The organism is Streptomyces sp. RLA131 (assembly GCF_056270125.1).
Genome location: NZ_JBWDOQ010000002.1, coordinates 1,484,438 through 1,508,960, shown reverse-complemented (window position 1 = coordinate 1,508,960; position 24,523 = coordinate 1,484,438). Strand labels below are relative to the sequence as shown.

Sequence of the window (24,523 nt, the reverse complement as noted above, 5' to 3'; positions counted from 1 at the left end):
CGACGATGACCGAGGCCCAGGCGCAGCAGAGCGGCAGCGGCCAGTCCGTACCGCAGACCCGCACGGCACGCCACCGCCGGATCGTGGACATCCTCAACCGGCAGGCGGTGCGGTCGCAGAGCCAGCTCGCCAAGCTGCTCGCCGACGACGGGCTGAGCGTCACCCAGGCGACGCTCAGCCGGGACCTCGACGAGCTGGGCGCGGTCAAGATCCGCACCAACAACGGTGAGTTGATCTACGCCGTGCCCAGCGAGGGCGGCTACCGCACGCCGCAGGCCCCCCTCGGCGAGTCCGTCAAGGAGGAGCGGATGCGCCGGCTCGCCGGCGAACTGCTCATCTCCGCCGAGGCGTCCGCGAACCTGGTCGTGGTACGGACCCCGCCCGGCGCCGCCCAGTTCTTCGCCTCGGCGATCGACCAGGCGGAGGTCCACGACATCCTCGGTACGATCGCCGGCGACGACACCGTCATGCTGATCAGCCGCGACCCCAGCGGCGGCCAGGCCGTCGCCGACCACCTGCTGAGGCTGGCCGCCGGCGACCGCCAGCACACTCCCTAGACCACCGGGCCCGGACCACAAGGCCCGGACCACAAGGCCCGGACCACCGGGCCCGGACCACCGGGCCTAGACCACCGGGCTGAGGCCGCCGTCGAAGTTGATGCCGGTGCCGGTGATGTACGCCCCCCGGGGGGACAGCAGGAAGGCGACCAGGTCGGCGAACTCCTCGGCCTTGCCGAGCCGGCCGAGCGGGATGTCGGAGTTGGCGAGCAGGGAGTCGTACAGGTCGTCCAGGGGGACACCCAGATCGGCGGACTTGTGCACCCACTGGCCGCTCTCGACCAGCCCGATGAGCACCGCGTTGACCCGGATGTTGTCCGCGCCCAGCTCCTTGGACAGGGCCTTGGTCAGCGCCAGCCCCGCCGCCCGGGAGACCGAGGAGGGGGCCGAGCCTGCGCCAGGCGCCTTCGCGGCGATCGCCAGGGTGTTGATGACGCTGCCGCCGCCCGCCGCGCGCAGATGGGGCAGCGCCAGGCGGGTCAGGCGGACGGCGGCGTGCAGTTTGAGCTGAAGGTCGTCCTCCCACGCGTCGTCGTCGTGGGCCTCGAAGGGGCCGGCCGCGCTGCGCCCGGCGTTGTTGACCACGGCGTCGATACGGCCCCAGCGGCCCTCGGCGGCCGACACGAAGCGTTCCAGGTCCTCCCGGCGGGTGACGTCCGCCGGTACGCCCAGCACATCCGCGCCGGTCTCGCCGAGCACCTTGACCACGCGGCCGACGCGCTCCGCGTCCCGGCCGCACAGCGCCACCCGGGCGCCCTCGGTGGCCAGCCGCCGCACCAAGGCCGCGCCGAGGCCGTCGGAGCCACCGGTGATCAGTACGACCTTGTCCTTGAGTTCCAGATCCATGGGCGGCATTCTCGCGGTCGGCCCATGGCGTGCGTCAAGCGCGGTCGCCGGCGGCGTCCGTCAGGCGCGGACCGCCGCCGCGTAACGGCCGAACCCGCTGGTGTGCCAGGTGCCCCCGTCGGCGGTGACCGCGAAGGCCTCCGCGTGGGGCAGGCCCTCGACCCACGCGCGGGCCCGGTCGCCGCCCATCGCGTACGCGGCCGTGGCCCAGGCGTCCGCCTCGGTGAGGCCGGGGCAGACCACGGTGATCGAGGCCAGGTCGCTGGCCGGCGGCTTGCCGGTGTTGGGGTCGAGGATGTGGCAGCCCCGCTCGGCCGGGCCGGAGGTGGCCACGGCGACCTCGCCGTCGGCCTCCACGACGGCCGCCAGCGAGCCGGGGGTGTGCGGGTCGGAGATCCCGATCCGCCACGGCCCGCCGTGCAGCTGGATGTCGCCCCCGCCGTTGAGGCAGACCGCGTCGGCACCGGCCGAGACCAGCATCCGGACCGCCCGTTCCACCGCCCAGCCCTTCACCAGACCGGTCGGGTCGAAGCCGCCCGCGTACCCCGCGCTGAACCAGCCCTGGCTGATCCGCTCGGCGTGCTCGCACTGCCGCATGACCGCCCACACGTCCTGGTCGCAGCGCGACAGCTCGATCTCGTCCCGGGCCAGCCGGCTGATCTGGCTGTCGGGCAGGTACGTGGAGAACACCTCGTCGACCCGGTGCAGCCAGCTGACCGCCGCGTCCAGTGCCTCCCGCGTCCGGTCCGTACCCGCCCCGGCCCCGCGGACGTCGAACGAGAACACCGTGCCCATGGCGTGTTCGACGTGACGTAGCCGGGTGTCCTGGGCGGCTGCCTGGGTGGAGGGAGCCTGGGCGGAGGGGGCTTGGGGCATATCAGAGACCTGCCTTGTCGATCGCGCTCTGCAGGGACTTCTTGTAACCCTCGCTGGTGAAGGTGGCGCCGGAGACCGCGTCGATGCCGGCGCTCTGCGCCGACACCACCTCCTGGTTGAGGGTGGGGATCGCCGTGCCGCCCGGGCCGGTGCTCGGGCCCTGCACGGCCTGGGCGGCGGTGACCTTGCCGTCCTTGACCGTCAACTTGACCTGAACCGCGCCGTACTGGGCCGACACGGAGTCCCCGGTGAAGGTCTTCGCGGCGGCGGCCGGTGCCTTGGCAGCCGACTTCGACGGCGCCGCCGAGGCCTGCGCGTCCGCCGAACCGGTGTCCTGCTCGGAGCCCTCGCTGCCCTGGGCGTGCGCCTTGTCGTTGCTCGCGCCGGACGCCGACTCGGACGGCGACGCGGACGCCACGGGCGCCGAGGGGGCGGGTGCCTGGGCGGCGGCCGAGGCGGAGCCGTCGGCGGGCTGTTTGAGGGCGAGCAGCAGCACGATGCCGGAGACGGTGGCGGCCGTACTGAGGATCACCCGGCGCAGCGGATGCTTCTTCTTCATCGCGTACACGGTGCTTCGCCTCTCACAGTTCGAAGGACTCGTGGTGGATACTGCGTTCGGGAACCCCCGCCTGGCGGAGCATATGGAACCACTCCGTCGCCAGGGCCGGCGGACCGCACATGTAGACGTCGTGCCGGTCGATGTCGGGCAGCCGGGCCTTGAGCCCTTCCGGGGTGATCTCGGGCCGTGAGCCGTCCGGGGCGTTGACCGCGTACATCAGCCGGGCGCCGCGCTCCTTGGCGATGGCCTTCAACTCGCCCCACAGGGCCAGGTCCTCGGTCGCCTTGGCCCGGTACAGCAGGGTCAGGTCGCCCGGCGCGGCCGGCAGTGTCTCGAACAGTGCCCGCATCGGCGTGATGCCCGCGCCCGCGGCGAGCAGCAGCACCTTGCCGCGGCTGCGGCGGGCGGCGGTCATGGCACCGTAGGGGCCCTCCGCCCACACCCGGATGCCGGGCTTGAGGCTCGCCAGCGCGCCGCTGTGCCCGCCGACCGCCTTGACGGTGATCCGCAGCAGCCCGGGCCGGGGCGGGGCGGACAGCGAGTACGGGTTGGAGCTCCAGCGCAGCCCCGGGGCGAAGAACCGCCAGCGGAAGAACTGCCCCGCCTCGGCGCCGAGACGGTGCAGTTTGCGGCCGGTGATGAGGACGGAGACGATGCCGGGCGCCTCCTCGACGACGCTCTCCACTCTCATCCGGTGCCGGAGGTTGAGCCGCACCGGGGTCAGTACGCGGTACCACAGGACCAGCGCGGCGACGGTGAGGTACAGCGCGTACCAGATGGTGCGACTGGTGGCGCTGCCGATGAACTCGGCGCCGGCGGTGAGCTGGTGGAAGAAGGTGAGGAAGACCGCGGCGTAGGTGAGCAGGTGCAGGTAGTACCAGGTCTCGTAGCGCATCCGGCGCCGCAGCGCGCCCGCCGACACGAAGCCGACCAGCAGCAGCATCAGGGTGCCGGCCAGCGCCTTGAGCATGTCGGGGTAGTCGAAGAGCACGGTGGTGGTCTCCGACACCACGTCGGTGCTGGACAGTTCGGCGTAGCCCCAGATGGTCAGGACGACATGGGCGACGATCAGCGAGATCGCGTAACGGCCGCTCATCGCGTGCCAGCGGGCGACGCGGTCGGAGCCGACCCGCGACTCCAGCGCGGGGACGCGGGCCATCTGGGCGACGACGAGGGAGATGCTGTAGGCCCCGAGCAGTCCGGTGAGCCGTCCGGCGGCGATGAGCTGGTTCGCGGTGCCGACGACATTGGGGGTGTTGTTCCACCACATCCAGATGACCCCCGCCGCGCCGGCCCAGGCCAGCGCGACCAGGGGTACGGCGGGGGAGCGGCGGGGGCGGATCTGGCGCATGGCCAGCCGCCGGCCGGCCCGGCTGTTCTGAATCATCGTCAACGGCCTGATCCCCTTCCCGCGCGAGTGCCCGGAGCACCTCTCCAGCACCAGTCCCTACGGTGGAAGGGTCCGAACCACTCAATTCCCGGATTTGTCCAATGCGCTCTGGAGCGATCTGATATAGCCCTCGCTGGTGAAGGTGGCCCCGGAAACACTGTCGATGCCCGCGCTCTGCGCGGTCAGGGCCTCCTGGGTGAGGATCGGGACCGAGTACTGGGCGATCTCGGAGTCCTTGGGATTGTCCTGGGGCACCTGGAGCACCGAGACGGCGGTGATTTTCCCCGCCCTGAGGGTGATCTCCACCTGGACCGGGCCGTAGCGGGTCCGGATCGCGTCGCCGGTCGCCTTCTTCGTGGCGGCGGCGGAGACCGGCCCCGAGGAGGACGCCGAGGGCTCCGTCGGCGTGGACGTGGGCGAGGCGGCCGGCTGCGCCGTCACGGTGGTGGCCGGGGTGTGCGGCTTGAGCGCCAGCAGCGCGGTGACGCCCGACACCGTCGCGACGGTGCCCAGCACCACCCGGCGCAGCGGATACGTACGGAAGGGGTTCATGAGAGGCGGCTCACAGCTCGAAGGACTCGTGGTGGATGTGGCGGGCCGGCACCCCGGCGGCGCGCAGCGCGTCGTACGACGCCTCGGCCATCCCGGGCGGGCCGCACAGGTAGACGTCGTGCCGGTCGATGTCCGGCAGCACCTCGCGCAGCCCGGCCGCGGTGATCGGCGCGCGGCTGCCGTCGGGGCCGTTGACCGCGTAGAAGAGCCGGGCGCCGCGCGCCGCCGCTATCGCCTCCAGCTCACCGCGCAGCGCCAGTTCCTGGGAGGTCCGTGCCCGATAGAGCAGCGTCAGGTCGCCGGGGGCGGTCGGCAGCGACTCGAACAGCGCGCGCAGCGGTGTGATGCCCACCCCGCCCGCCAGCAGCAGCACCTTGTCCCTGCTGTTGCGCGCCGCCGTCAGCGCCCCGTACGGTCCCTCGGCCCACACCCGCGTGCCGGGGCGCAGCGTCCCGACGGCCGCGCTGTGGTCGCCGAGCGCCTTGACGGTGATGCGCAGCCCGTGCGGTCCGGGTGCCGCCGACAGCGAGTACGGCGAGGCGGTCAGGCGCAGCCCCGGCACGAGGAAGCGCCAGCGGAAGAACTGCCCCGGCTCGGCGGCCAGTTCACCCAGCCGCTCCCCGTGCACCAGGACCGAGAAGACCCCCGGCGCCTCCGGTGTCACCGCCGCCACCCGCAGCCGGTGCCGCAGGTTGAGCCGTACGGGGGCCAGCACCCGGAACCACAGCACCAGCGCGGCCACCCCCAGGTACAGCGCGTACCAGGCGTCCTGCGCGGCCTCGTTCCCGGCGAACTCCGTGCCCAGCGCGAGCTGGTGGCCGAAGGCCAGGAACAGCGCGGCATAGGTGAGCAGGTGCAGGAAGTACCAGGTTTCGTACCGGACCCGCCTGCGCACAGCGCGCGCAGAGACAATGCCGACGGTGAACAGGATCAGCGTGCCGGCGGTCGCCTTGAGCATCTCCGGGTAGTCCAGGACGATGCTCACCGTCTCCGTCCACACCGAGGAGCGCCCCTGGACCGAGTAGCCCCGGACGATCAGCACGACATGCGCGGCGAGCAGGCAGACCGTCCAGCGGCCGGCCATGGCGTGCCATCGGGCGACCCGGTCGCTGCCGACCCCGCGCTCCAGCGCCGGAACCCGGGCCATGAGTCCGACCAGCACCGCGCAGGCGTAGCCGCTGAGCAGCCCGGCGATCCGGCCCGCGCCGGTCAGCCAGTCCGCCCGGGTCGTCACGGCCGGGGTGTCGAGCCACCACAGGGCCAGTACGGCCACCGCCCCGGCCCAGACCAGGGTCAGCACCGCGGGGGCCGGTGAGCGCCGGGGCCGGCGGGCGGCGGGCGGCGCGGCTCGGTGCCGGGCCGTGGGATGGCCGTGGAGGGTGGCCAAGATGAACCCCTTCCGGGTGTGGCGGAAGGCCCACTGTGGTCGCGTAACCTCTGAGAAGACTCTCAGCCGGCTGTCGGAAGGGTCGAAAAGGCCCGACTCAGAGAAAACCCAGAGACTTCTGCTACATCCTGTATTGACCATGGAAATCCGACGAGCGGCATCCGCCCGCAACCTCCCCGCACTGACCAGGCCGGACGGCACGCCGGTCCGGGTCCTCGTCGTGGACGACGAACCCGATCTGACCGAGGTGCTGTGCGGCACCCTGCGCTACGAGGGCTGGCTGGTGTGCGGCGCCACCGACGGGGCCTCCGCCGTCGCCGCCGCCCGTGAGTTCGAGCCCGACGCCGTGATCCTCGACGTCATGCTCCCCGACTTCGACGGGCTGACGGTGCTGCGCAAGCTGCGCGCCGAGCGCCCGCACGTCTGCGTCCTCTTCCTCACGGCCCGCGACTCGGTCGAGGACCGTATAGCGGGCATCACGGCCGGCGGCGACGACTACGTCACCAAGCCGTTCAGCCTGGAGGAGGTCCTCGCCCGGCTGCGCGGGCTGCTGCGCAGGTCGGGGATGAGCCGGGAGGTCGCCGACGACTCCCTGCTCGTGGTCGGCGACCTGTCCATGGACGAGGAGGCCCGCGAGGTCACCCGGGGCGGTGAGGTCATCGACCTGTCGCCCACCGAGTTCGAGCTGCTGCGCTTCCTCATGCGCAATCCGCGCCGGGTGCTCAGCAAGGCGCAGATCCTGGACCGCGTCTGGTCGTACGACTTCGGCGGACAGGCCCATGTCGTCGAGCTCTACATCAGCTATCTGCGCAAGAAGATCGACGCGGGCCGGGTCCCCATGATCCACACGGTGCGCGGCGCCGGCTACATCCTCAAGCCGGCCGTGACGTGAACCGGTTCGTGCCGCGCACGCTCCGGGCCCGGCTCACCGTCGGGCTCGTGGTGCTGCTGGCGGTCAGCTGCGCGGCCGTCGGCGTGGCGGCGGTGCTGGCGCTGCGCGGCTTCCTGGTCGAGCGGGTCGACCAGCAGCTCAGCGATGTCGGCAGCAGCTTCCCGGCCAGTCTGGAGCACCACGGCCGCGGCGACTCCGACACCGAAACCAGGCACTCCGACCACGACGGCGACGAGAACGGCGACACGCGCAAGCAGTCCACCGGCACCTTCGGCGCCCGGCTGCTGGACGGTGTCGTCACCGACCGCGCGGTGGTGCGCTCGGGCGCCGACCTGACCGTGGCCCTCAGCCGCGCCGACCGGGCGGCGCTGGCCGCGCTCCCGGTGGACAACCGGGCCCGTGACATCGAACTGTCCGCGCTCGGCCGCTACCGCGTCGTCGCCGGCGCGGGACTGGACGGCGACGTGCTGATCACCGGCCTGCCGCTGGCGGCGGTCGGGCAGACCGTGCACCAGCTGGAACTGGTCGAGGCCGCGGTCTTCGGCGGGGCCCTGGTGGTGTTGGGCGTGGCCGGGGCGCTGTGGGTGCGCTGGTCGCTGCGGCCGCTGCGCCAGGTGGCCGCGACCGCAGTCGCCGTCACCCGGCTGCCGCTGGACAGCGGCGAGGTGGCCTTGCGGACCCGCGCCCCGTACACCGACCCGCGCAGCGAGGTGGGACAGGTCGGTACGGCGCTCAACCTCATGCTCGGTCATGTCGAGGACGCCCTGTCCAAGCGCCACCGCAGCGAGGAGCGGCTGCGCAGTTTCGCCGCCGACGCCAGCCATGAACTGCGCACGCCGGTCGCCTCCATCCGGGGCCACGCGGAACTGGCGCTGCGCCACCCCGGGCCCGTACCGCCCGAGATCACCCGGGCCCTGGAGCGGGTCGCCGCCGAGTCGGGCCGGATGGGCGAGATGGTCGACGACCTGCTGCTGCTCGCCCGCCTCGACGCCGGCCGCCCGCTGGAGGACGAGCCCGTCGATCTCACCCGGCTCGTCCTGGACGGGGTCGACGACGCGCGCGCGGCGGGCCCGGACCACCGCTGGACCCTCGACCTGCCCGAGGAGCCGGTCACCGTGCCCGGCGACGCCCACCGCCTGCAGCAGGTCGTCGCCAACCTGCTGGCCAACGCCCGGGTGCACACCCCGGCCGGTACCAAGGTCGGCGTGGCCCTGGAGACCCGCGACGACAGCGTCGCGCTGCGGGTCACCGACGACGGTCCGGGTGTCCCGGAGGAGGTGCGGCCCACCGTCTTCGAGCGGTTCACGCACGCCGACCGCCGCCGCCCCGGCGCCGGCAGCGGGGCGGGTCTGGGGCTGGCCATCGTGGCCGGCGTGATCGACGCCCACGGCGGCGCCGTGGAGCTGGAGAGCAGTCCCGGGGCGACGGTCCTGACCGTACTGCTGCCGCTCCGGAGCCCGACCGGCCGGGTATGACCTGCGGAGCCGCCCTTGATTGACGAAACATACGGTGGAGTGCATACTTATACCCAACAGTGTATGCGTTACCGCACCAGAGGGAGAGACCCGTGGCCGAGCGCGTCGTACTCGCCTATTCAGGCGGTCTTGACACCTCCGTCGCCATCGGCTGGATCGCCGAGGAGACGGGCGCCGAGGTCATCGCGGTCGCGGTGGACGTCGGCCAGGGCGGCGAGGATCTCGACGTCATCCGCAAGCGGGCGCTCGCCTGCGGCGCGGTCGAGGCCGAGGTCGCCGACGCCAGGGACGAGTTCGCCGACGAGTACTGCCTCCCGGCGATCAAGGCCAACGCCCTCTACATGGACCGCTACCCGCTGGTCTCGGCCCTCTCCCGGCCCGCCATCGTCAAGCACCTGGTCGCCGCCGCCAGGAAGCACGGCGCGTCCGTCGTCGCCCACGGCTGCACCGGCAAGGGCAACGACCAGGTCCGCTTCGAGGCCGGCATCTCCTCGCTCGCCCCCGAGCTCAGGTGCATCGCCCCGGTCCGCGACTACGCGATGACGCGGGACAAGGCGATCGCCTTCTGCGAGGAGAGGAACCTCCCGATCGCGACCACCAGGAAGTCCCCGTACTCCATCGACCAGAACGTCTTCGGCCGGGCCGTCGAGACCGGGTTCCTGGAGGACATCTGGAACGCCCCGGTCGAGGACGTCTACGAGTACACCCGGAACCCGGCGACCCCGCGTGACGCCGACGAGGTGGTCATCACCTTCAAGGAGGGCGTCCCGGTCGCCGTCGACGGCAGGCCCGTCACCGTCCTGCAGGCCGTCCAGCAGCTCAACGAGCGGGCCGGCGCGCAGGGCGTCGGCCGGATCGACATCGTCGAGGACCGGCTCGTGGGCATCAAGTCCCGGGAGATCTACGAGGCCCCCGGCGCCATCGCCCTGATCACCGCCCACCAGGAGCTGGAGAACGTCACCGTCGAGCGCGAACTCGCCCGCTACAAGCGGCAGGTCGAGCAGCGCTGGGCCGAACTGGTCTACGACGGCCTGTGGTTCTCCCCGCTCAAGCGCGCCCTGGACGGCTTCGTCGACGAGGCCAACCAGCATGTCTCCGGGGACGTCCGGATGGTCCTGCACGGCGGTCGCGCCGTCGTCAACGGCCGCCGCTCGCAGGAGTCGCTGTACGACTTCAACCTGGCCACGTACGACACCGGCGACACCTTCGACCAGTCCCTGTCGAAGGGCTTCATCGAGATCTTCGGCATGTCCTCGAAGATCGCCGCGAAGCGCGACCTCCAGGGCTGACCGCAGCCGCCCGCCCGTCCGCCCCCCACGCACCGCACGTACGACCGCCACCCGAGGAGCACCGGTGACCAGCAACGCCCCGCAGACCCCCGCCGCGACCGGCGGCGACGTACGCCTGTGGGGCGGCCGTTTCGCCGACGGGCCCTCGGAGGCCCTCGCGAAGCTCAGCGCGTCGGTGCACTTCGACTGGCGTCTCGCCCCGTACGACATCGCCGGCTCCCGGGCGCACGCCCGGGTCCTGCACGGCGCCGCGCTGCTGACCGCGGACGAGCTGGACCGGATGCTGGCCGGCCTCGACGCCCTCGAAACCGACGTGGCGGCGGGCACCTTCACCGGCACCATCGCCGACGAGGACGTCCACACCGCCCTGGAGCGGGGGCTGCTGGAGCGGCTCGGCCCCGACCTCGGCGGCAAGCTGCGCGCCGGCCGGTCCCGCAACGACCAGGTCGCCACGCTCTTCCGGATGTACCTGCGCGACCACGCCCGCGTCATCGGCGGCCTGGTCGCCGAGCTCCAGCAGGCCCTGGTCGGCCTCGCCGAAGCCCACCCGGACGTCGCGATGCCGGGCCGCACCCACCTCCAGCACGCGCAGCCGGTGCTCTTCGCCCACCATGTGCTGGCCCACGTCCAGGCGCTGTCCCGGGACGCCGAGCGACTGCGCCAGTGGGACACCCGCACCGCCGTCTCGCCGTACGGCTCCGGGGCGCTGGCGGGCTCCTCGCTGGGCCTGGACCCGGAAGCGGTGGCCAAGGACCTGGGCTTCGAGCACGGCTCGGTCGCCAACTCCATCGACGGCACCGCCTCCCGGGACTTCGTCGCCGAGTTCGCCTTCATCACGGCGATGATCGGCATCGACCTGTCCCGGATCGCGGAGGAGATCATCATCTGGAACACGAAGGAGTTCTCCTTCGTCACCCTCCACGACGCCTTCTCCACCGGCTCGTCGATCATGCCGCAGAAGAAGAACCCCGACATCGCCGAGCTGGCGCGCGGCAAGTCCGGCCGTCTGATCGGCAATCTCACCGGGCTGCTGGCCACGCTGAAGGCCCTCCCGCTCGCGTACAACCGTGACCTCCAGGAGGACAAGGAGCCGGTCTTCGACTCCTGCGACACCCTGGAGGTGCTGCTGCCCGCCTTCACCGGCATGATGGCCACCCTCACCGTCAACCGCGAGCGGATGGAGGAGCTGGCCCCGGCCGGGTTCTCACTCGCCACCGACATCGCGGAGTGGCTGGTCAAGCAGGGTGTCCCGTTCCGTGACGCCCACGAGGTGGCCGGCGAGTGCGTCAAGGTCTGCGAGGGCGAGGGAATCGAGCTCGACCAGCTCACCGACGAGCAGTTCGCCAAGATCTCCGCCCACCTCACCCCCGAGGTGCGTACGGTGCTCAACGTCCGGGGCGCCCTGGCCTCCCGTAACGGGCGGGGCGGCACCGCCCCCTCGGCGGTCGCCGTGCAGCTCGTCGAGATCCGCGACAACCTGGCCGTCCAGCTCGCCTGGGCGACGGCCCGGAGCTGACCCGCCGGGACGCCGGACACAGGCTCCGAGTGTCAGCCCGCCGCCGGTGCCGCCGTGCTGGCCCGCCGCACCAGTCGCGGCGCGACCAGCGAGGCCGTGGCGGCGGCGCCGCGCCGTCCGGTGGTGATCTCCTCCAGGAGCAGCGCCACACAGCGGCGGCCCACCTCCTCGAAGTCCTGGTGGACGGTGGTGAGCGCGGGGTGGAAGTACGCGGACTCCGCCACGTCGTCGAAGCCGACCACACTCACGTCCCCCGGCACCGAACGGCCGGCCTCCTGGAGGGCGCGCAACAGGCCCAGCGCCATACGGTCGTTGGCCGCGAAGACCGCCGTGACATCGTCGCGGGCGGCGAGGTCCTGGCCGATCCGGTAGCCCGAGTCCGCCGTCCAGTCGCCGATCCGCAGCGGCGGGACGACGGCGCCCGCCTCCTCCAGCGTCGCCTGCCAGGCGGTGGCCCGGCGGCGGGCGGAGTACGAGTCCTGCGGCCCGGCGATGTGCCAGACGGTGCGGTGGCCGAGGCCGAGCAGATGCCCGGTGGCCGCGCGGGCCCCCGCCGCCTGGTTGATGTCCACGGAGGCGAAGCGCTGTTCGGGATCGCCGTCGGCGACGACGACGGGCACACCGGGCGGGGGAGTGAGCCCCGGGCGGTCCAGGATCTGCGCCTCGATGAGCACGATGCCGTCGACCGCCTGCCCGGTGAGCTGCGAGAAGGCCTGCCGGACGGCCCCTTCGGTCTGGTCCTGGGCGCTGGCCACGTTCACCGCGTAGCCGGCGGTGCGGGCCGCCCGTGAAATGGCCTCCAGGGTCCGTGCGTTGCCGTGGGCGCTCAGGTCGAAGGTGATGACCCCGAGCATGTGGAAGCGCCCGGTGGCCAGTGCGCGGGCGGCGCTGTTGCGCCGGTATCCCAGGGTGCGCATCGCGGAGAGCACGCGCTCCCGGGTCTGTTCGTCGACGTTCGTCCGCTCGTTGGCGACCCGTGAGACGGTCTGGGCGGAGACACCGGCCAGGGCTGCCACGTCCGCCTGGGACGGCGGACGGGTGCGGGCAGCGTTCATGCGGGTGAGTCCCCCTTGCTCGTGTTGGCGCAAACACCCACTCTAACGAGGAAAGTTCGCTGATCCATAGGCCTCGTACGACGGGCCGAACGCCGGGAAGGCGCGGGGGCGCACGGGGGACGGGCGGGGGACGCGCCGGGGGCGCGCCGGGATGTCAAACGCGTTACGCCACACGGCACTTCGTGTTTCGGAAAACGCAACAACCTCTTGACGTCCGGCGACTGACGGCACGACACTCGCGCTCAGCCCACCCATGTTTGCGCAAACATCAGTAACCCCCCACTCACGCCGGAGCGTGGCCCGATGAGCGATCACACCCCCGTAACCTCCCGTCGTGGACTGCTGCGCGCCGCCGCCGCGCTGCCCCTGTCGGTCCTCGTCCTGAGCCGCCTGCCCGGCGTGCTCGGCTCGGCGGCGGCCGCGGCCCCCGCCGCCGGATACGCCGACCGGTACACCATCGTGGCGTTCACCAACAGCAGCGACTACACCGTCAACGTCTACCAGGCCGAGGACGCCACCGGCTTCACCCTGCTCAAGGCCTCTGCCTACACCCCGCCCAGCGACCGGATCCGCGACGTCAGCGTCTTCCGGCACACCGACGGCTACTACTACCTCACCTACACCACCCACACCTGGCAGGACACCAGCACCACCATCGGCTTCGCCCGCAGCTCCGACCGGTCCACCTGGACCCATCTGTACGACTACACCGTCCCGATCACCAACCTGTCGCGGGCCTGGGCGCCCGAGTGGTTCGTCGACAGCGACGGCAGTGTCAACATCATCGTCTCCTGCTCGACCACCGACGACGAGTGGATCTTCACGCCCTACCGCCTCACCGCCACCAGTAGCGCCCTCACCGCCTGGACCGCCCCGGCCGCCCTCACCGGCATCGGCAGCAACCACATCGACACGTTCATCGTGAAGTCCGGCTCCACTTACCACGCCTTCACCAAGAACGAGACGACCAAGTACATCGAGTACGCCACCGCTTCGAGCCTGAGCGGCACCTGGACGATCCGGAAGACCGGTGACTGGGCCGGCTGGGGCAGCTACCGCGAGGGTCCGGCCCTGGTGCAGCTGGACAACGGCGGCTGGCGGATCTTCTTCGACGGCTACGGCGACGGCAAGTACTACTTCAGCGACAGCTACGACACCTTCGCGACCTGGAGCACCCCCAGGGAACTGCCCGGCGTCAGCGGCACCGTCCGCCACTTCACCGTGGTCAAGGAGACCGTCTCCGGCGGGGTGACCCTGCCCACCGGTGTCAGCCGCTCCCTTCAGTCGGCGAACTACCCCACCCGCTACTGGAGCGAGGCCACCGGGGCGGTCAACCTCGCGGTCATCACCTCCTCCAGTACCGCCGCCGCCAGATCGGCCGCCACCTTCACCGTCGTGGCCGGGCTCGCCGACGCGTCGGCCTACTCCTTCCGCGACGCCTCCGGCAACTACCTGCGGCACTACAACTACGCCGGCCGCTTCGACGCCGACGACGGCACCGGCACCTTCGCCAAGGACGCCACGTTCGTCGCCCGGACCAGCCCCACCACCGGGGCCGTCCGCCTGGAGTCGTACAACTACCCCGGCTACTACCTGCGGCACTACAACTACGTGCTCCGCCTCGACCCCGAGGCGAACACCGACCTCTTCCGCGCCGACAGCTCCTTCGCGGCGGTGACCGCCTGGGCCTGAGCGGCACGCGACGCGCATGAGACATTGATGTCTCATGCGAGGTAGTCTCGTCTCATGAGCCTCGACCATGAGCAGGTCCTCCGGGACGCGGCGGCCCTCCTCTCCCGGCGGGCCACCGCCTCCATGGACGACATCGCCCGGGCGGCCGGCATCAGCCGCGCCACCCTCCACCGGCACTTCCCCGGCCGCGACGCCCTCGTCCGCGCCCTCGGCGCGCTCGGCATCCAGCAGGTCGAGGAGGCCCTCGACGCCGCCCGCACCGAGGAGGGCGACCCCGTCGACGCCGTCCGCCGGCTCATCGACGAGGCGATCCCCGTCTCCGGCTTCCTCGGCTTCCTCTACGGCGAGAACCAGCTCTACGACCTGCCCGAGACCCAAGCCGGCTGGGCCCGCATCGACGACCGCGTCAGCCGGCTCATCCGCCGAGGCCAGGAACAGGGCGCCTTCCGCTACGACCTCACCCCCGCCTGGCTCGGCGAGGCGCTCTACGCCCTGATCGCCGCCTCCGGCTGGTCCGTCCAGGAAGGCCGCCTCGCCGCCCGCGACTCCGGCCGGATGGTCGCCGAGCTCCTCCTGGGCGGAATGCTGCGAGGCCCGGCGTCATGAGCCTCGCCTCCGGCACCGCTTCCGGCTCCGGCTCCAGCACCGCCACCGCCACCGCCACCGCCACCGCCACCGCCACCGCCACCGCCACCGGCGCCACAGGCCCGGCGGATCCTCGGCATCCGGCTCGGTGGCTGGCGCTCGGGGTGCTCACGCTGGCGCTGCTGGTGGTCACGGTCGACGCGACCGTGCTCGGGCTCGCCATTCCCTTCCTGGCGGCGGACCTCCACCCGTCCTCGACCCAGCTGCTCTGGATCGGCGACGCCTACTCCTTCGTCATCGCCGGCCTCCTGGTCTCCATGGGCAGCCTCGGCGACCGCATCGGCCGCAAGCGGCTGCTCCTCACCGGTGCCGCCGCCTTCGGCGCGCTCTCGCTGCCGGCCGCCTACGCGGGTACGCCCGGCACGCTCATCGCGGCCCGTGCCCTCATGGGGGTCGCCGGGGCGACCCTGATGCCCTCCACCCTCGCGCTGATCCGGAACCTCTTCACCGAGCCGCGTGAGCGCAGCTTCGCCATCGGCGTCTGGGGTGCGGTCTCCACGGCCGGTGCCGCGCTCGGCCCGGTGATCGGGGGCGTGCTGCTGGAACGGTTCTGGTGGGGCTCGGTCTTCCTCATCAACATTCCGGTGATGGCGGTCCTGCTGGTGGTCGGCGCCCGGTACCTGCCCGAGTCCCGCGACCCGGCGCCCGGGCCCTGGGACCCGGCCGGAGTGCTGCTGTCCCTGTTCGGCATGGGCGGCGTCGTCTACGCGATCAAGGACATCGCCGCGCACGGCTTCGCCGTCGTCCCGCTGGCCGCCGGTGCGGTCGGGCTGCTCTGCCTGGCCGGTTTCATCCGCAGGCAACTCACGCTGCCCGCACCGCTGCTGGACATGCGGCTCTTCCGTGACCGGGGCTTCTCGGCCTCGGTGCTGGCCGACCTGACGACGGTCTTCGGCCTGGCCGGAATGGTGTTCTTCCTCTCCCAGTTCCTCCAGCTCGTGCAGGGCCGCTCACCCGTCGAAGCCGCTGCCGCCGAACTCCCGGCGACCCTCGGCGCGGTCGGCACCGGCCTCGTCGCCGGGTTCACCGCCCGGCGCCTGTCCGTCCGTACCGTCGTCGCGGGCGGCCTCGCCGCCACCGGCCTGGCCCTGGCCGCGCTGAGCACCCTGCGTCCCGACTCCGGTTACGCGCTGATCGGCACTGGGCTGTTCGTGATCGGCGCCGGCGCGGGCTTCTCCTTCACCGTCACCGCCGACGTGATCCTCTCCAGCGCTCCGCCGGACCGGGCCGGTGCCGCGTCGGCGGTCTCCGAGACCGCCTACGAGCTGGGCGCCGCCCTCGGTATCGCTGTGCTGGGCTCGATCGTCACCGGCTCCGGCCACGATTTCACCGCCGGCCTGCGGACCGCGTCCGCCGTCGGAGCGGCCGTCCTGCTGCTCGGCTCCGCCACCGCCTGGCACCTGCTGCGCGGTCAGCGGCTCGCCGGCGGCCGCTGACCGGTACGGTCACCGCCCCTGCGGGGTCACGCGGCCTTCGCGTGCCCGCCGGCGTCGGCGGCCGCGCGCGTGGCCTTGGCCTTGGTGGCGTAGATGTCGACGTACTCCTGACCGGAGAGCCGCATGACGTGGCTCATGACCTCGTCGGTGACCGCCCGCAGGACGTAGCGGTCGCGGTCCATGCCCTCGTAGCGGGAGAACTCCAGCGGGGCGCCGAAGCGGACCGTGAAGCGGTGGATGCGGGGCACGCCCGCGCCGCCGGGCTGGACCTTGTCGGTGTCGACCATGGCGAAGGGGACGACGGGGGCGCCGGTCATCAGGGCCAGCCGGGAGACGCCGGTGCGGCCCCGGTAGAGCCGGCCGTCGGGGGAGCGGGTGCCCTCGGGGTAGATGGCGAAGGCCTTGCCCTCCTCCAGGATGCGGCGGCCGGTCATGAGGGCCGCGACACCCCCGTGGCCGCCGTCGCGGTCGACGGGGATCATGCCCATGGCGGTGAACCACTTGGCCATGAACCAGCCCTTGACGCCCGGCGTCGTGACGTACTCGTCCTTGCCGATGACGAACACCTGCCGCTTGACGACCAGCCCGAGGAACATCGAGTCGATGAAGGTGACGTGGTTCCCGGCGAGGATGACCGGGCCGTCACCCGGAATCAGCTCCGCTCCCTCGACCTTGGGGCGGAACAGGACGCGCATGACGAGTCCGAGCAGCGCCTTGAGGATGATGCGGGACACGGGTCCTCCGGTCGGGGTCGGTACGGCTCGGAACGGATCGAAAAGGGTGCCTTGCCGACGATACTTCCGTCGGCCGGTCGAACGCACACCGGGTTCACACGACCGGTACGCATTGTTGACGTGCGTTTCCGCCATGTTCCGGCCGATGCCTCCCGGAGGAAAGCAGGACACGCCTACGATGCGCCCGTCGTTTTGTCAGGGACACGAGGGAGCGCTTCATGACGCAGGATCAACAGGGCAGCCGACGGGGCCCGGGCCGCAGGGCCCTCATCGCGGGCGCGGCCGCCCTCGGAGCGGTCGCGGTGCCCGGCACGGCACGGGCGGCGGCCGCCGCCGGCACCTCCGCCGCCTCCGGTGGCTCCGCGGCGCCGGTCCGCCGCCTCCCGGTGCCCGCTGTGATCGGCCACCGGGGCGCGAGCGGCTACCGCCCGGAGCACACCTTCGGCTCGTACGAGCTGGCGCTGGAACTCGGCGCGGACGTCGTCGAGCAGGACCTCGTCCCGACCCGGGACGGCCATCTGGTCTGCCGCCACGAGCCGGAGATCGGCGGCACCACCGACGTCGCCGACCACCCCGAGTTCGCCGACCGCAAGGTCACCAAGACCATCGACGGCGTCGCGACCACCGGCTGGTTCACCGAGGACTTCACCCTCGCGGAGCTCAAGACGCTGCGCGCCGTGGAACGGCTGCCCGCCGTCCGGCAGCGCAACACGGTCTACGACGGCCGCTGGGAGATCCCCACCTTCGAGGAGGTGCTCAAGTGGGCCGACGAGCAGGGCCGCCGGCGCGGCAAGGCGGTCTGGCTGCACACCGAGACCAAGCACCCCACCTACTTCCGCTCCATCGGCCTCGGCATCGAGGAGCGGCTGGTCAAGCTGCTCCGCCCGTACGGCCGGCACACCAGGCACGCGCCGCAGTTCCTCCAGTCCTTCGAGCCGAGCAGCCTCCAGCGGCTCGGGCGGCTGGGCGTCGCCGCCCCCAAGATCGCCCTGCTGGACGCGGCGACCACCCGCCCGTACGACTTCGTGGTCGCGGGCGACCCGCGCACCGTGGCCGACCTGGTGACCCCCGAGGGCCTGAAGTGGATCGCCGGCTTCGCCCAGGGCATCGGGCCGACACTGCTGCTGGTCATCCCGCGTGACGCGAGCGGCCGGCTCACCACGCCCACCACCCTGGTCGCCGACGCCCACGCCGCCGGTCTCGTCCTGCACCCGTACACCATGCGCAACGAGAACCAGTTCCTGCCCGCCGACTACCGGACCGGCACCGACCCCAACGCCTACGGCGACCCCTTCGGCGCCTTCGCGACCTACTTCGCGACCGGCATCGACGGCATCTTCTCCGACAACGCCGACACCGCCGTCCTGGCCCGTGCGGACTTCCTCGGAGACGCCGACGGGGTCAACGCCGGCTGATCCCGCTGCCGCGTACGGGTGGTTGCGGCGCCGCACGGCAACCACCCGGCGCGGCCGCCGTGTCCCGTACGGCATGACCCCGCGCGTACGAGACCACGAACTGACCCGCCTGCGCCCGCTGCTGGTGGCCGAGGCCGCGGCCGAGGCCGTCCCCGGCGGCATCGAGGCCGCCGACCTCGAACAGGCCGTCTGGCTGCGGCTCCTGGAACTCCCCGGGCCGCCGGCCGACCCCGCGCCCTGGCTGCGTGCCGCGGTACGGGCCGAGGTGCGGCGCGCGGCACGGCGGCTGCGCCGTGAGACGGCCCTGGAACCCGCCTGCGCGGGGCCGTCCGCCGAGCAGCAGCTGATCGACGCCGAGCGGCGCGGCGACCTGCGGGCGGCCGTCGCCCGGCTGCCGGGCCGCTGCCCGCAGCTGGTGTCGGCGCTCATCTCCCGCGCGGATCCCACGTATCCGGAGATCGCCCGTGAGTTGGGTATCTCACAGGGGAGCCTGGGCCCGCTCCGTTCCCGCTGCCTGGGGTGTCTGCGTACGATCCTGAACACCCGGGTTCGAACTGCTGCAGGCCCGGGTAAGGCACCGTAAACAGACGGCGCCACGGAGGCGGTGGCAACCTGCGCCGGCTCCATCAGGGCACACGTCCCGGGCGCGACCCTCACCCTCCAGCGTCCGGGCGACTCGAAGGGGAGGCCTGCGCACATGGGCATGAGCGTGACCATCTCTACGGCGGCCGAAGGCGACGCCGAGAACATCCTCAAACTGCAGTATCTCGCCTATCAGAGCGAAGCCGAGCTGTACGGCGACTACAGCATCGAACCGCTCACCCAGACCCTCGACGCGCTGCGTGCGGAGCTCGCCGAGGGCACGGTCCTGGTGGCGCGGCTGGGCCCGGAGGTGGTCGGCTCGGTGCGGGGCGTCGTCGATCCCGACGGCACCGCCCGGATCGCCAAGCTCATAGTCCATCCGCGGATGCAGCGCCACGGCCTCGGCGGCCGGCTGCTGCGGGCCATCGAACAGCGGCTCGCCGAGGGCGCCCAGGCCCGTTCCGTCGCGCGGTTCCGGCTGTTCACCGGGCACCGCAGCGAGGTCAACCTCCGGCTCTACCGCAAGCTCGGATACGCCCAGATCGGCCTCACCGAGGAGGTGACCCGCCGGCTGAGCCTGGTGCACATGGAGAAGCCCGCCATCGCGGCCAGCTACGCCGCCAGCGCCTGACCGGCGGCGGTCCGGCTCACGCCGTACGCCCTTACGCGTTCTGCTGTGGCTGCCGTCCCGAGCGGCGCAGCCACAGCAGACCGGTGACCGGGACGACGACCGGCAGGAAGAGATAGCCGATCCCGTAGTCCGACCACACCGTCTGGTCGGGGAAGGCCGAGGAGTCGGTCACGGTCAGGGTGCCGACCACCAGGACACCGATCAGCTCGACCGCGCAGCTCACCAGCGCCACCCGGCGGGCCGCCTCGCCGCCGCGCCACAGGGCGACGGTGATCACCGCGTAGATGATCCCGGCCACCAGTGACAGCGTGTACGCCAGCGGCGCCTCGTCGAACTGCATGCTGATCTGCACGATGGCGCGCGACAGCGCGGCCACGGTGAACACCGCGTACAGCGACAGCAGCAGCCGGCCGGGCCCCCGGCCGATCCCGGTGTCCTGCCCCGGCGTGGTCCGCGGCGCTGTCTCCGGCGCGTTCTCCGGCGCGGTCTCGGCCTCAGGCACTGATGCCTCCCCAGATGTCGTACAGCCGCACTTCCAGTACGGCCAGGATGATCCCGCCCGCCGCCACGATCGCCGAGCCCCAGCGGCTGCGCTCGGTCAGCGACATGAACGCGGCAGCCGGGACGGTGCAGGCGGCGCCGACCAGATACGCGACGAAGATCACGGTCCCGTCGTGCGGCTTCTCGCCGGCGGCCAGTTCGGCCACGCCGACCACCAGCTGCGCCAGGACCAGCAGCGACACGACCGCCATGCCGATGAAGTGCCAGTCCTTGGTGGACTGGTCCCGGAAGGCGGCGAATCCGCACCAGGCGGCGAGCAGCAGCGCCGTTACCGAGACGGTGATGGTGAGCGCGTCGAGCATGCGGTGACTCTAATACGGGCGGGAGGGGACCGGGCGCGCGGGCGGCCGTCCGTAATGCGGACGACATGACCGCAATGTGGGACATCGGAACGCTGTCTGCTTTACTGGTGCTCATGACCACGACGAACTGCCGCTCCCGCGCGACCGAGGCGATGACGCCCGGTGTTCGTTGTATGTGTCGAATGTGCGCACGCTGAGGGCCCTGCCCTCCTGCCGCCGCTGACCCCCACGCCCTTTCCCGGGGCCGTGTCATGCCGCGTTGCTCATGTTGCCCACAAGAACCTCGTGCCCGGCTGAAACGCGCGCCGCGCACTCGACAGTGACGGACTCACCCCTGTGATCACCACAACGGGCCTGACCAAGGTCTACCGCTCGCGTGGACGGGATCCCCGAACCACGGTCGCTCTCGACGGCGTCGATCTGCACGTCCGCGAGGGCGAGGTCTACGGCGTCCTCGGTCGCAGCGGCGCCGGCAAGAGCACCCTCATCCGCTGCGTCAACCTGCTGGAGCGCCCCACCTCCGGCACCGTCCAGGTGGACGGTGCCGAGCTGACCGCGCTGCCCGGCTCCGCGCTGCGGGCCGCCCGCAGCCGGATCGGCATGGTCTTCCAGCACTTCAACCTGCTCTCCTCGCGCACCGTGCAGGACAACGTCGAACTGCCGCTGGAGATCCTCGGCGTCTCCGGCCCGGAACGCACCCGCAAGGCCCGCGAGCTGCTCGACCTGGTCGGTCTCGGCGACAAGCACCACGCCTACCCGGCGCAGCTGTCCGGCGGTCAGAAGCAGCGCGTCGGCATCGCCCGTGCCCTGGCCGGCGACCCCAAGGTGCTGCTGTCCGACGAGGCCACCTCGGCGCTCGACCCGGAGACCACCCGCTCGATCCTGCAGCTGCTGCGCGACCTCAACCAGCAGCTCGGCCTCACCGTGCTCCTCATCACGCACGAGATGGACGTCGTCAAGACGATCTGCGACTCCGCCGCGCTGATGAAGGACGGCCGCGTCGTGGAGGCCGGCAGGGTCACCGAGCTGCTCGCCACCCCCGGCTCCGAACTCGCCCACGAGCTGTTCCCGGTGGGCGGCGTGCCCTCGGCGGAGAGCGGCACCGTGGTCGACCTCACCTTCCACGGCGAGTCCGCCACCGAGCCGGTCATCTCCCAGCTGTCGCGTACGTACAACATCGACATCTCGGTGCTGGGCGCCGCGCTGGAGACCATCGGGGGCCGCCAGGTCGGCCGGATGCGCATCGAGCTGCCCGGCCGCTTCGAGGACAACGTGGTGCCCATCGGCTTCCTGCGCGAGAAGGGTCTCCAGGTCGACGTGGCACCCGTCGCCCCGGCCCTGGTCAAGGAGGCCGTGAAATGACCTGGTCCGAGATGCAGCCCCTGCTGTCCCAGGCCTGTTGGGACACCCTGACCATGGTCGGCTGGTCCGCGCTGATAGCCGTCGCCGGCGGCCTGCCGCTGGGCGTGCTCCTCGTCCTCACGGACAAGGGCGGGCTGCTGCGCAACGCCCCCGTGAACAAGGTGGTCGGCGTGGTCGTCAACATCGGCCGCTCGCTGCCGTTCCTCATCCTGCTGATCGCCCTGCTGCCCTTCACCCGCTGGGTGATCGGCACCACCATCGGCGCCGAGGCGATGATCGTGCCGCTCGCCATCGGCGCGATCCCCTTCTACGCCCGGCTGGTGGAGACCGCGGTCCGCGAGGTCGACGGCGGCCTCGTCGAAGCCGTCCAGGCGATGGGCGGCAGCACCTGGACCGTGGTGCGCAAGGCCCTGCTCCCGGAGGCGCTGCCCTCACTGATCTCCGGGCTCACCACCACCGTGATCGCGCTCGTCGGCTACTCCGCGATGGCCGGCACGGTCGCCGGCGGCGGCCTCGGCGACGTGGCCATCCGCTACGGCTACCAGCGCTTCGAGACCGATCTGATGCTCGTCACCATCGCCCTGCTGATCGTCCTGGTCACCGTCGTCCAGCTGGCCGGCGACCTGGCCGCCCGTGGCGTCTCGCACCGCACCCGCACTCGGTAACACCCGTCAAGAAAGGCACTTTTCGTGCGTAACACCGTCAAGATCACGACCACTGTCCTCGCCGCCGCCGGGCTCACCCTCGGCCTGACCGCGTGCGGCTCGGACTCGGGCTCCAAGGACGGCGCGAGCGACCCTCTCGTTGTCGCGGCCAGCCCCACCCCGCACGCCGAGATCCTCGACTTCGTCAAGAACAACCTGGCGAAGAAGGCCGGCCTCAACCTCGAAGTGAAGGAGTTCAGCGACTACGTCACGCCGAACACCGCCACCGAGGAGGGCTCGGTCGACGCCAACTACTTCCAGAACCAGCCCTACCTGGACGACTTCAACAAGAAGAAGGGCACCCACATCGTGCCCGTCGTCACCGTGCACCTGGAGCCGCTCGGCCTGTACTCCGACAAGCTCAAGTCGGCCGGCGCCCTGAAGAACGGCGCGACCGTGGCGCTGGCCAACGACGCGGTCAACGAGGCCCGCGGCCTCAAGCTGCTCGCCGCCAACGGCCTGATCACCCTCAAGTCCGGCGTCGGCAACGACGCCACCCCCGCCGACATCACCAAGAACCCCGGGAACCTGAAGTTCAAGGAGCTGGAGGCGGCCCAGCTGCCGCGCTCCCTCAGCGACGTCGACGCCGCGGTGATCAACGGCAACTACGCCATATCCGCCGGCCTCAAGCCCGCCAAGGACGCCCTCCTCCTGGAGTCCGCCGAGAACAACGTCTACGGCAACTTCCTCGCGGTGAAGAAGGGCAACGAGAAGGACCCCCGGGTCCTGAAGCTCAAGAAGCTGCTGACCTCCGACGCGGTGAAGAAGTTCATCGAGGACAAGTACGAAGGATCGGTCATTCCGTCCTTCTGACCTCCGCCGACGCTCCCGGCCAGTCGAGGGCGAGCTGCCGCGCCCGCGGCAGCTTCGCCACGATCAGGTCGTACGAGTCCTCGATCATCTCGCGGACCAGGAGGCCGGGGAGCGACTCGTCGAGGGTGACGGTGTTCCAGTGCCGCTTGTTGAGGTGATACCCCGGCACGATCGCGGAGTGCCCGGCACGCAGCCGGACCGCGACTTCGGGATCACACTTCAGGCTGACCTTCAGTGGAATGCCGTCGAGCCCGCTGATGGCGAAGATCTTGCCGCCGACCTTGAAGACGGAGGTCCCGGGGCCGAACGGGAACTCCTCGGCCGCCCCGTTCAGGCCGAGGCAGAAAGCCCTGAGCTCATCAGGTCCGGTCATCGGTAGCGCACCCAGTAGACGTCGGTCGTGTACGGCATCTCGATGTTGCCCGGCAGCCGGGTCGCGTCGTGGGAGCCGAGGACCGCGAGCACCTCGGCCCGCACCCGCTCCTGCTCCGCGGGGCTCATCACGGTCACATGGCTGGAGGACACCATCCGCTCCACCACGTCGGTGACCGTGGTGGAGTGCGGGTTCGCCCAGTGCCGCTCGCTTATCGACGACCAGCCGGGCCGCCCCGCGAAGGCCTTCCGCCAGCCGCCGTCCAGCGGACTGGGCAGATCGCGGGGCGCGAGCCGGAAGTAGATGTCCTGGAAGTCGCGCACCCAGGGCACCGAGGTGTCGTACGTGTTCCACACCAGGGCCAGCGCGCCGCCGGGCCGCAGCAGCCGCTCCACCTCGGCCAGCGCCTCGCCCTCCTGGAACCAGTGCCAGGACTGGGCCGCCACCACCGCGTCCGCGCAGCCGTCCGGCAGCCCGGTGGCCTCGGCCGTGCCGGCGGTCACCGCGACCCCCGGCAGCAGCTCGGCCAGCCGCGAACGCATCTCCGCCACCGGCTCCACCGCGGTCACCTCGGCGCCGGTCAGCGCCAGCAACCGGGTGAACTTGCCGGTGCCGGCGCCCAGGTCGACCACCGTGCGCCCGGCCTCCAGGGGCAGCGCGTCAGCCAGCTCGGCGAGCGCCGCCAGGGGGTACGAGGGCCGGGACCGCTCGTACACACCCGCGGCCCGCTGATATCCGAGTCCTGCTGCGTGGTGCACCGTCACGCGGGCTGACGCTAGCAGGACCGTATGACATGTGTGGTACCGGACCTGCGAAAAGACCTGGGGAACAGCGTGCCAACTGCACGCGGCGAAGGAACGGTTGGCCGTATTCTTGAGC

26 protein-coding genes are annotated in these 24,523 nt (G+C 71.7%); 14 read left to right on the top strand and 12 right to left on the bottom strand.

What is annotated here, in order from left to right; genetic code table 11:
* The first annotated feature begins 5 nt into the window (after positions 1–5).
* A complete protein-coding gene (locus tag RWE79_RS07835; RefSeq protein WP_475939288.1) occupies positions 6–557 on the top strand; it encodes an arginine repressor in 552 nt (183 codons plus the stop codon).
* Between the two features lie 66 nt (positions 558–623).
* On the opposite strand, the gene RWE79_RS07830 is transcribed toward RWE79_RS07835, so the two are convergent.
* The 6 genes from RWE79_RS07830 to RWE79_RS07805 all read right to left on the bottom strand — a co-directional run bounded on the left by RWE79_RS07830 (position 624) and on the right by RWE79_RS07805 (position 6,170).
* On the bottom strand, positions 624–1,403 hold the full coding sequence (locus RWE79_RS07830) for an SDR family NAD(P)-dependent oxidoreductase (RefSeq protein WP_475939287.1): 780 nt from the start codon (positions 1,401–1,403) through the stop codon (positions 624–626).
* Between the two features lie 60 nt (positions 1,404–1,463).
* Positions 1,464–2,198: an FAD:protein FMN transferase gene (locus RWE79_RS07825; protein WP_475945660.1), complete on the bottom strand. Its 735-nt coding sequence runs from the start codon at positions 2,196–2,198 to the stop codon at positions 1,464–1,466.
* 82 nt (positions 2,199–2,280) lie between these two features.
* On the bottom strand, positions 2,281–2,838 hold the full coding sequence (locus tag RWE79_RS07820; RefSeq protein ID WP_475939286.1) for an FMN-binding protein: 558 nt from the start codon (positions 2,836–2,838) through the stop codon (positions 2,281–2,283).
* A gap of 22 nt (positions 2,839–2,860) precedes the next feature.
* Positions 2,861–4,231, bottom strand: coding sequence for a ferredoxin reductase family protein (locus tag RWE79_RS07815; protein ID WP_475939285.1), 1,371 nt, complete (start codon positions 4,229–4,231; stop codon positions 2,861–2,863).
* A 78-nt stretch (positions 4,232–4,309) separates the two neighbouring features.
* A complete protein-coding gene (locus RWE79_RS07810; protein WP_475939284.1) occupies positions 4,310–4,780 on the bottom strand; it encodes an FMN-binding protein in 471 nt (156 codons plus the stop codon).
* Between the two features lie 10 nt (positions 4,781–4,790).
* Positions 4,791–6,170, bottom strand: coding sequence for a ferredoxin reductase family protein (locus RWE79_RS07805; RefSeq protein ID WP_475945658.1), 1,380 nt, complete (start codon positions 6,168–6,170; stop codon positions 4,791–4,793).
* Between the two features lie 136 nt (positions 6,171–6,306).
* Here RWE79_RS07805 and RWE79_RS07800 point away from each other — a divergent pair, with 136 nt between their 5' ends.
* The 4 genes from RWE79_RS07800 to argH all read left to right on the top strand — a co-directional run bounded on the left by RWE79_RS07800 (position 6,307) and on the right by argH (position 11,339).
* Positions 6,307–7,059 (top strand): response regulator transcription factor, encoded by a 753-nt coding sequence (locus RWE79_RS07800; RefSeq protein ID WP_475939283.1) that lies wholly within the window; start codon positions 6,307–6,309, stop codon positions 7,057–7,059.
* Between the two features lie 8 nt (positions 7,060–7,067).
* A complete protein-coding gene (locus tag RWE79_RS07795; RefSeq protein ID WP_475939282.1) occupies positions 7,068–8,534 on the top strand; it encodes a sensor histidine kinase in 1,467 nt (488 codons plus the stop codon).
* A 92-nt stretch (positions 8,535–8,626) separates the two neighbouring features.
* Positions 8,627–9,823, top strand: coding sequence for an argininosuccinate synthase (locus RWE79_RS07790; RefSeq protein ID WP_475939281.1), 1,197 nt, complete (start codon positions 8,627–8,629; stop codon positions 9,821–9,823).
* 64 nt (positions 9,824–9,887) lie between these two features.
* Positions 9,888–11,339 (top strand): argininosuccinate lyase, encoded by a 1,452-nt coding sequence (argH, locus tag RWE79_RS07785; protein WP_475939280.1) that lies wholly within the window; start codon positions 9,888–9,890, stop codon positions 11,337–11,339.
* Between the two features lie 32 nt (positions 11,340–11,371).
* Here argH and RWE79_RS07780 read toward each other — a convergent pair whose 3' ends face one another.
* Positions 11,372–12,394: a LacI family DNA-binding transcriptional regulator gene (locus RWE79_RS07780; RefSeq protein ID WP_475939279.1), complete on the bottom strand. Its 1,023-nt coding sequence runs from the start codon at positions 12,392–12,394 to the stop codon at positions 11,372–11,374.
* Between the two features lie 303 nt (positions 12,395–12,697).
* Here RWE79_RS07780 and RWE79_RS07775 point away from each other — a divergent pair, with 303 nt between their 5' ends.
* Genes RWE79_RS07775 through RWE79_RS07765 form a run of 3 tightly spaced genes read left to right on the top strand, consistent with a single transcriptional unit; the run spans position 12,698 to position 16,167 of the window.
* The gene (locus RWE79_RS07775; protein ID WP_475939278.1) at positions 12,698–14,086 is read left to right on the top strand and encodes a glycoside hydrolase family 43 protein; all 1,389 of its coding nucleotides are present in this window, start codon (positions 12,698–12,700) and stop codon (positions 14,084–14,086) included.
* A 54-nt stretch (positions 14,087–14,140) separates the two neighbouring features.
* Entirely contained in the window at positions 14,141–14,692 is a 552-nt protein-coding gene (locus tag RWE79_RS07770; RefSeq protein ID WP_475939277.1) for a TetR/AcrR family transcriptional regulator, read from the top strand.
* Positions 14,689–16,167, top strand: a complete 1,479-nt coding sequence (locus RWE79_RS07765) for an MFS transporter (protein ID WP_475939276.1) — start codon at positions 14,689–14,691, stop codon at positions 16,165–16,167. The genes RWE79_RS07770 and RWE79_RS07765 overlap by 4 nt, the downstream gene beginning before the upstream one ends.
* A gap of 26 nt (positions 16,168–16,193) precedes the next feature.
* Here RWE79_RS07765 and RWE79_RS07760 read toward each other — a convergent pair whose 3' ends face one another.
* The gene (locus RWE79_RS07760; protein WP_475939275.1) at positions 16,194–16,901 is read right to left on the bottom strand and encodes a lysophospholipid acyltransferase family protein; all 708 of its coding nucleotides are present in this window, start codon (positions 16,899–16,901) and stop codon (positions 16,194–16,196) included.
* 218 nt (positions 16,902–17,119) lie between these two features.
* Between RWE79_RS07760 and RWE79_RS07755 the strand changes: the two genes are divergently transcribed.
* The 3 genes from RWE79_RS07755 (at position 17,120) to RWE79_RS07745 (ending at position 19,529) form a co-directional block, all read left to right on the top strand.
* A complete protein-coding gene (locus RWE79_RS07755) occupies positions 17,120–18,316 on the top strand; it encodes a glycerophosphodiester phosphodiesterase (protein WP_475939274.1) in 1,197 nt (398 codons plus the stop codon).
* A gap of 73 nt (positions 18,317–18,389) precedes the next feature.
* Positions 18,390–18,899, top strand: coding sequence for a sigma-70 family RNA polymerase sigma factor (locus tag RWE79_RS07750; RefSeq protein WP_475939273.1), 510 nt, complete (start codon positions 18,390–18,392; stop codon positions 18,897–18,899).
* 114 nt (positions 18,900–19,013) lie between these two features.
* Complete coding sequence (locus RWE79_RS07745) at positions 19,014–19,529, top strand: GNAT family N-acetyltransferase (RefSeq protein ID WP_475939272.1); 516 nt, start codon at positions 19,014–19,016, stop codon at positions 19,527–19,529.
* A gap of 31 nt (positions 19,530–19,560) precedes the next feature.
* Here RWE79_RS07745 and RWE79_RS07740 read toward each other — a convergent pair whose 3' ends face one another.
* Positions 19,561–20,031: a hypothetical protein gene (locus RWE79_RS07740; protein WP_475939271.1), complete on the bottom strand. Its 471-nt coding sequence runs from the start codon at positions 20,029–20,031 to the stop codon at positions 19,561–19,563.
* A complete protein-coding gene (locus RWE79_RS07735; RefSeq protein ID WP_475939270.1) occupies positions 20,024–20,392 on the bottom strand; it encodes a hypothetical protein in 369 nt (122 codons plus the stop codon). The genes RWE79_RS07740 and RWE79_RS07735 overlap by 8 nt, the downstream gene beginning before the upstream one ends.
* 336 nt (positions 20,393–20,728) lie before the next feature.
* Here RWE79_RS07735 and RWE79_RS07730 point away from each other — a divergent pair, with 336 nt between their 5' ends.
* The 3 genes from RWE79_RS07730 to RWE79_RS07720 are packed head-to-tail and all read left to right on the top strand — an operon-like array spanning position 20,729 to position 23,271.
* Positions 20,729–21,754, top strand: a complete 1,026-nt coding sequence (locus tag RWE79_RS07730; protein WP_475939269.1) for a methionine ABC transporter ATP-binding protein — start codon at positions 20,729–20,731, stop codon at positions 21,752–21,754.
* Positions 21,751–22,419 (top strand): methionine ABC transporter permease, encoded by a 669-nt coding sequence (locus RWE79_RS07725; RefSeq protein WP_475939268.1) that lies wholly within the window; start codon positions 21,751–21,753, stop codon positions 22,417–22,419. Before RWE79_RS07730 ends, RWE79_RS07725 begins: the two co-directional genes overlap by 4 nt.
* Positions 22,420–22,443: 24 nt before the next feature.
* Positions 22,444–23,271, top strand: coding sequence for a MetQ/NlpA family ABC transporter substrate-binding protein (locus RWE79_RS07720; protein WP_475939267.1), 828 nt, complete (start codon positions 22,444–22,446; stop codon positions 23,269–23,271).
* Here the strand turns inward: RWE79_RS07720 and RWE79_RS07715 are convergent.
* On the bottom strand, positions 23,255–23,644 hold the full coding sequence (locus RWE79_RS07715; RefSeq protein WP_475939266.1) for an MmcQ/YjbR family DNA-binding protein: 390 nt from the start codon (positions 23,642–23,644) through the stop codon (positions 23,255–23,257). The two genes, RWE79_RS07720 and RWE79_RS07715, sit on opposite strands and share 17 nt — an antisense overlap.
* Complete coding sequence (locus tag RWE79_RS07710) at positions 23,641–24,408, bottom strand: class I SAM-dependent methyltransferase (protein ID WP_475939265.1); 768 nt, start codon at positions 24,406–24,408, stop codon at positions 23,641–23,643. Before RWE79_RS07710 ends, RWE79_RS07715 begins: the two co-directional genes overlap by 4 nt.
* Positions 24,409–24,523 lie beyond the last annotated feature (115 nt).

Excerpts from the sequence above, each read along its gene's own strand:
- RWE79_RS07800 (WP_475939283.1), top strand. The coding sequence starts at position 6,307 with ATGGAAATCCGACGAGCGGCATCCGCCCGCAACCTCCCCGCACTGACC.
- RWE79_RS07755 (WP_475939274.1), top strand. The coding sequence starts at position 17,120 with ATGACGCAGGATCAACAGGGCAGCCGACGGGGCCCGGGCCGCAGGGCC.
- RWE79_RS07810 (WP_475939284.1), bottom strand. The coding sequence starts at position 4,780 with ATGAACCCCTTCCGTACGTATCCGCTGCGCCGGGTGGTGCTGGGCACC.
- RWE79_RS07750 (WP_475939273.1), top strand. The coding sequence starts at position 18,390 with ATGACCCCGCGCGTACGAGACCACGAACTGACCCGCCTGCGCCCGCTG.
- RWE79_RS07830 (WP_475939287.1), bottom strand. The coding sequence starts at position 1,403 with ATGGATCTGGAACTCAAGGACAAGGTCGTACTGATCACCGGTGGCTCC.
- RWE79_RS07725 (WP_475939268.1), top strand. The coding sequence starts at position 21,751 with ATGACCTGGTCCGAGATGCAGCCCCTGCTGTCCCAGGCCTGTTGGGAC.
- RWE79_RS07745 (WP_475939272.1), top strand. The coding sequence starts at position 19,014 with ATGGGCATGAGCGTGACCATCTCTACGGCGGCCGAAGGCGACGCCGAG.
- RWE79_RS07765 (WP_475939276.1), top strand. The coding sequence starts at position 14,689 with ATGAGCCTCGCCTCCGGCACCGCTTCCGGCTCCGGCTCCAGCACCGCC.
- RWE79_RS07775 (WP_475939278.1), top strand. The coding sequence starts at position 12,698 with ATGAGCGATCACACCCCCGTAACCTCCCGTCGTGGACTGCTGCGCGCC.
- RWE79_RS07735 (WP_475939270.1), bottom strand. The coding sequence starts at position 20,392 with ATGCTCGACGCGCTCACCATCACCGTCTCGGTAACGGCGCTGCTGCTC.
- RWE79_RS07835 (WP_475939288.1), top strand. The coding sequence starts at position 6 with ATGACCGAGGCCCAGGCGCAGCAGAGCGGCAGCGGCCAGTCCGTACCG.
- RWE79_RS07770 (WP_475939277.1), top strand. The coding sequence starts at position 14,141 with ATGAGCCTCGACCATGAGCAGGTCCTCCGGGACGCGGCGGCCCTCCTC.
- RWE79_RS07825 (WP_475945660.1), bottom strand. The coding sequence starts at position 2,198 with ATGGGCACGGTGTTCTCGTTCGACGTCCGCGGGGCCGGGGCGGGTACG.
- RWE79_RS07820 (WP_475939286.1), bottom strand. The coding sequence starts at position 2,838 with ATGAAGAAGAAGCATCCGCTGCGCCGGGTGATCCTCAGTACGGCCGCC.
- RWE79_RS07715 (WP_475939266.1), bottom strand. The coding sequence starts at position 23,644 with ATGACCGGACCTGATGAGCTCAGGGCTTTCTGCCTCGGCCTGAACGGG.
- RWE79_RS07780 (WP_475939279.1), bottom strand. The coding sequence starts at position 12,394 with ATGAACGCTGCCCGCACCCGTCCGCCGTCCCAGGCGGACGTGGCAGCC.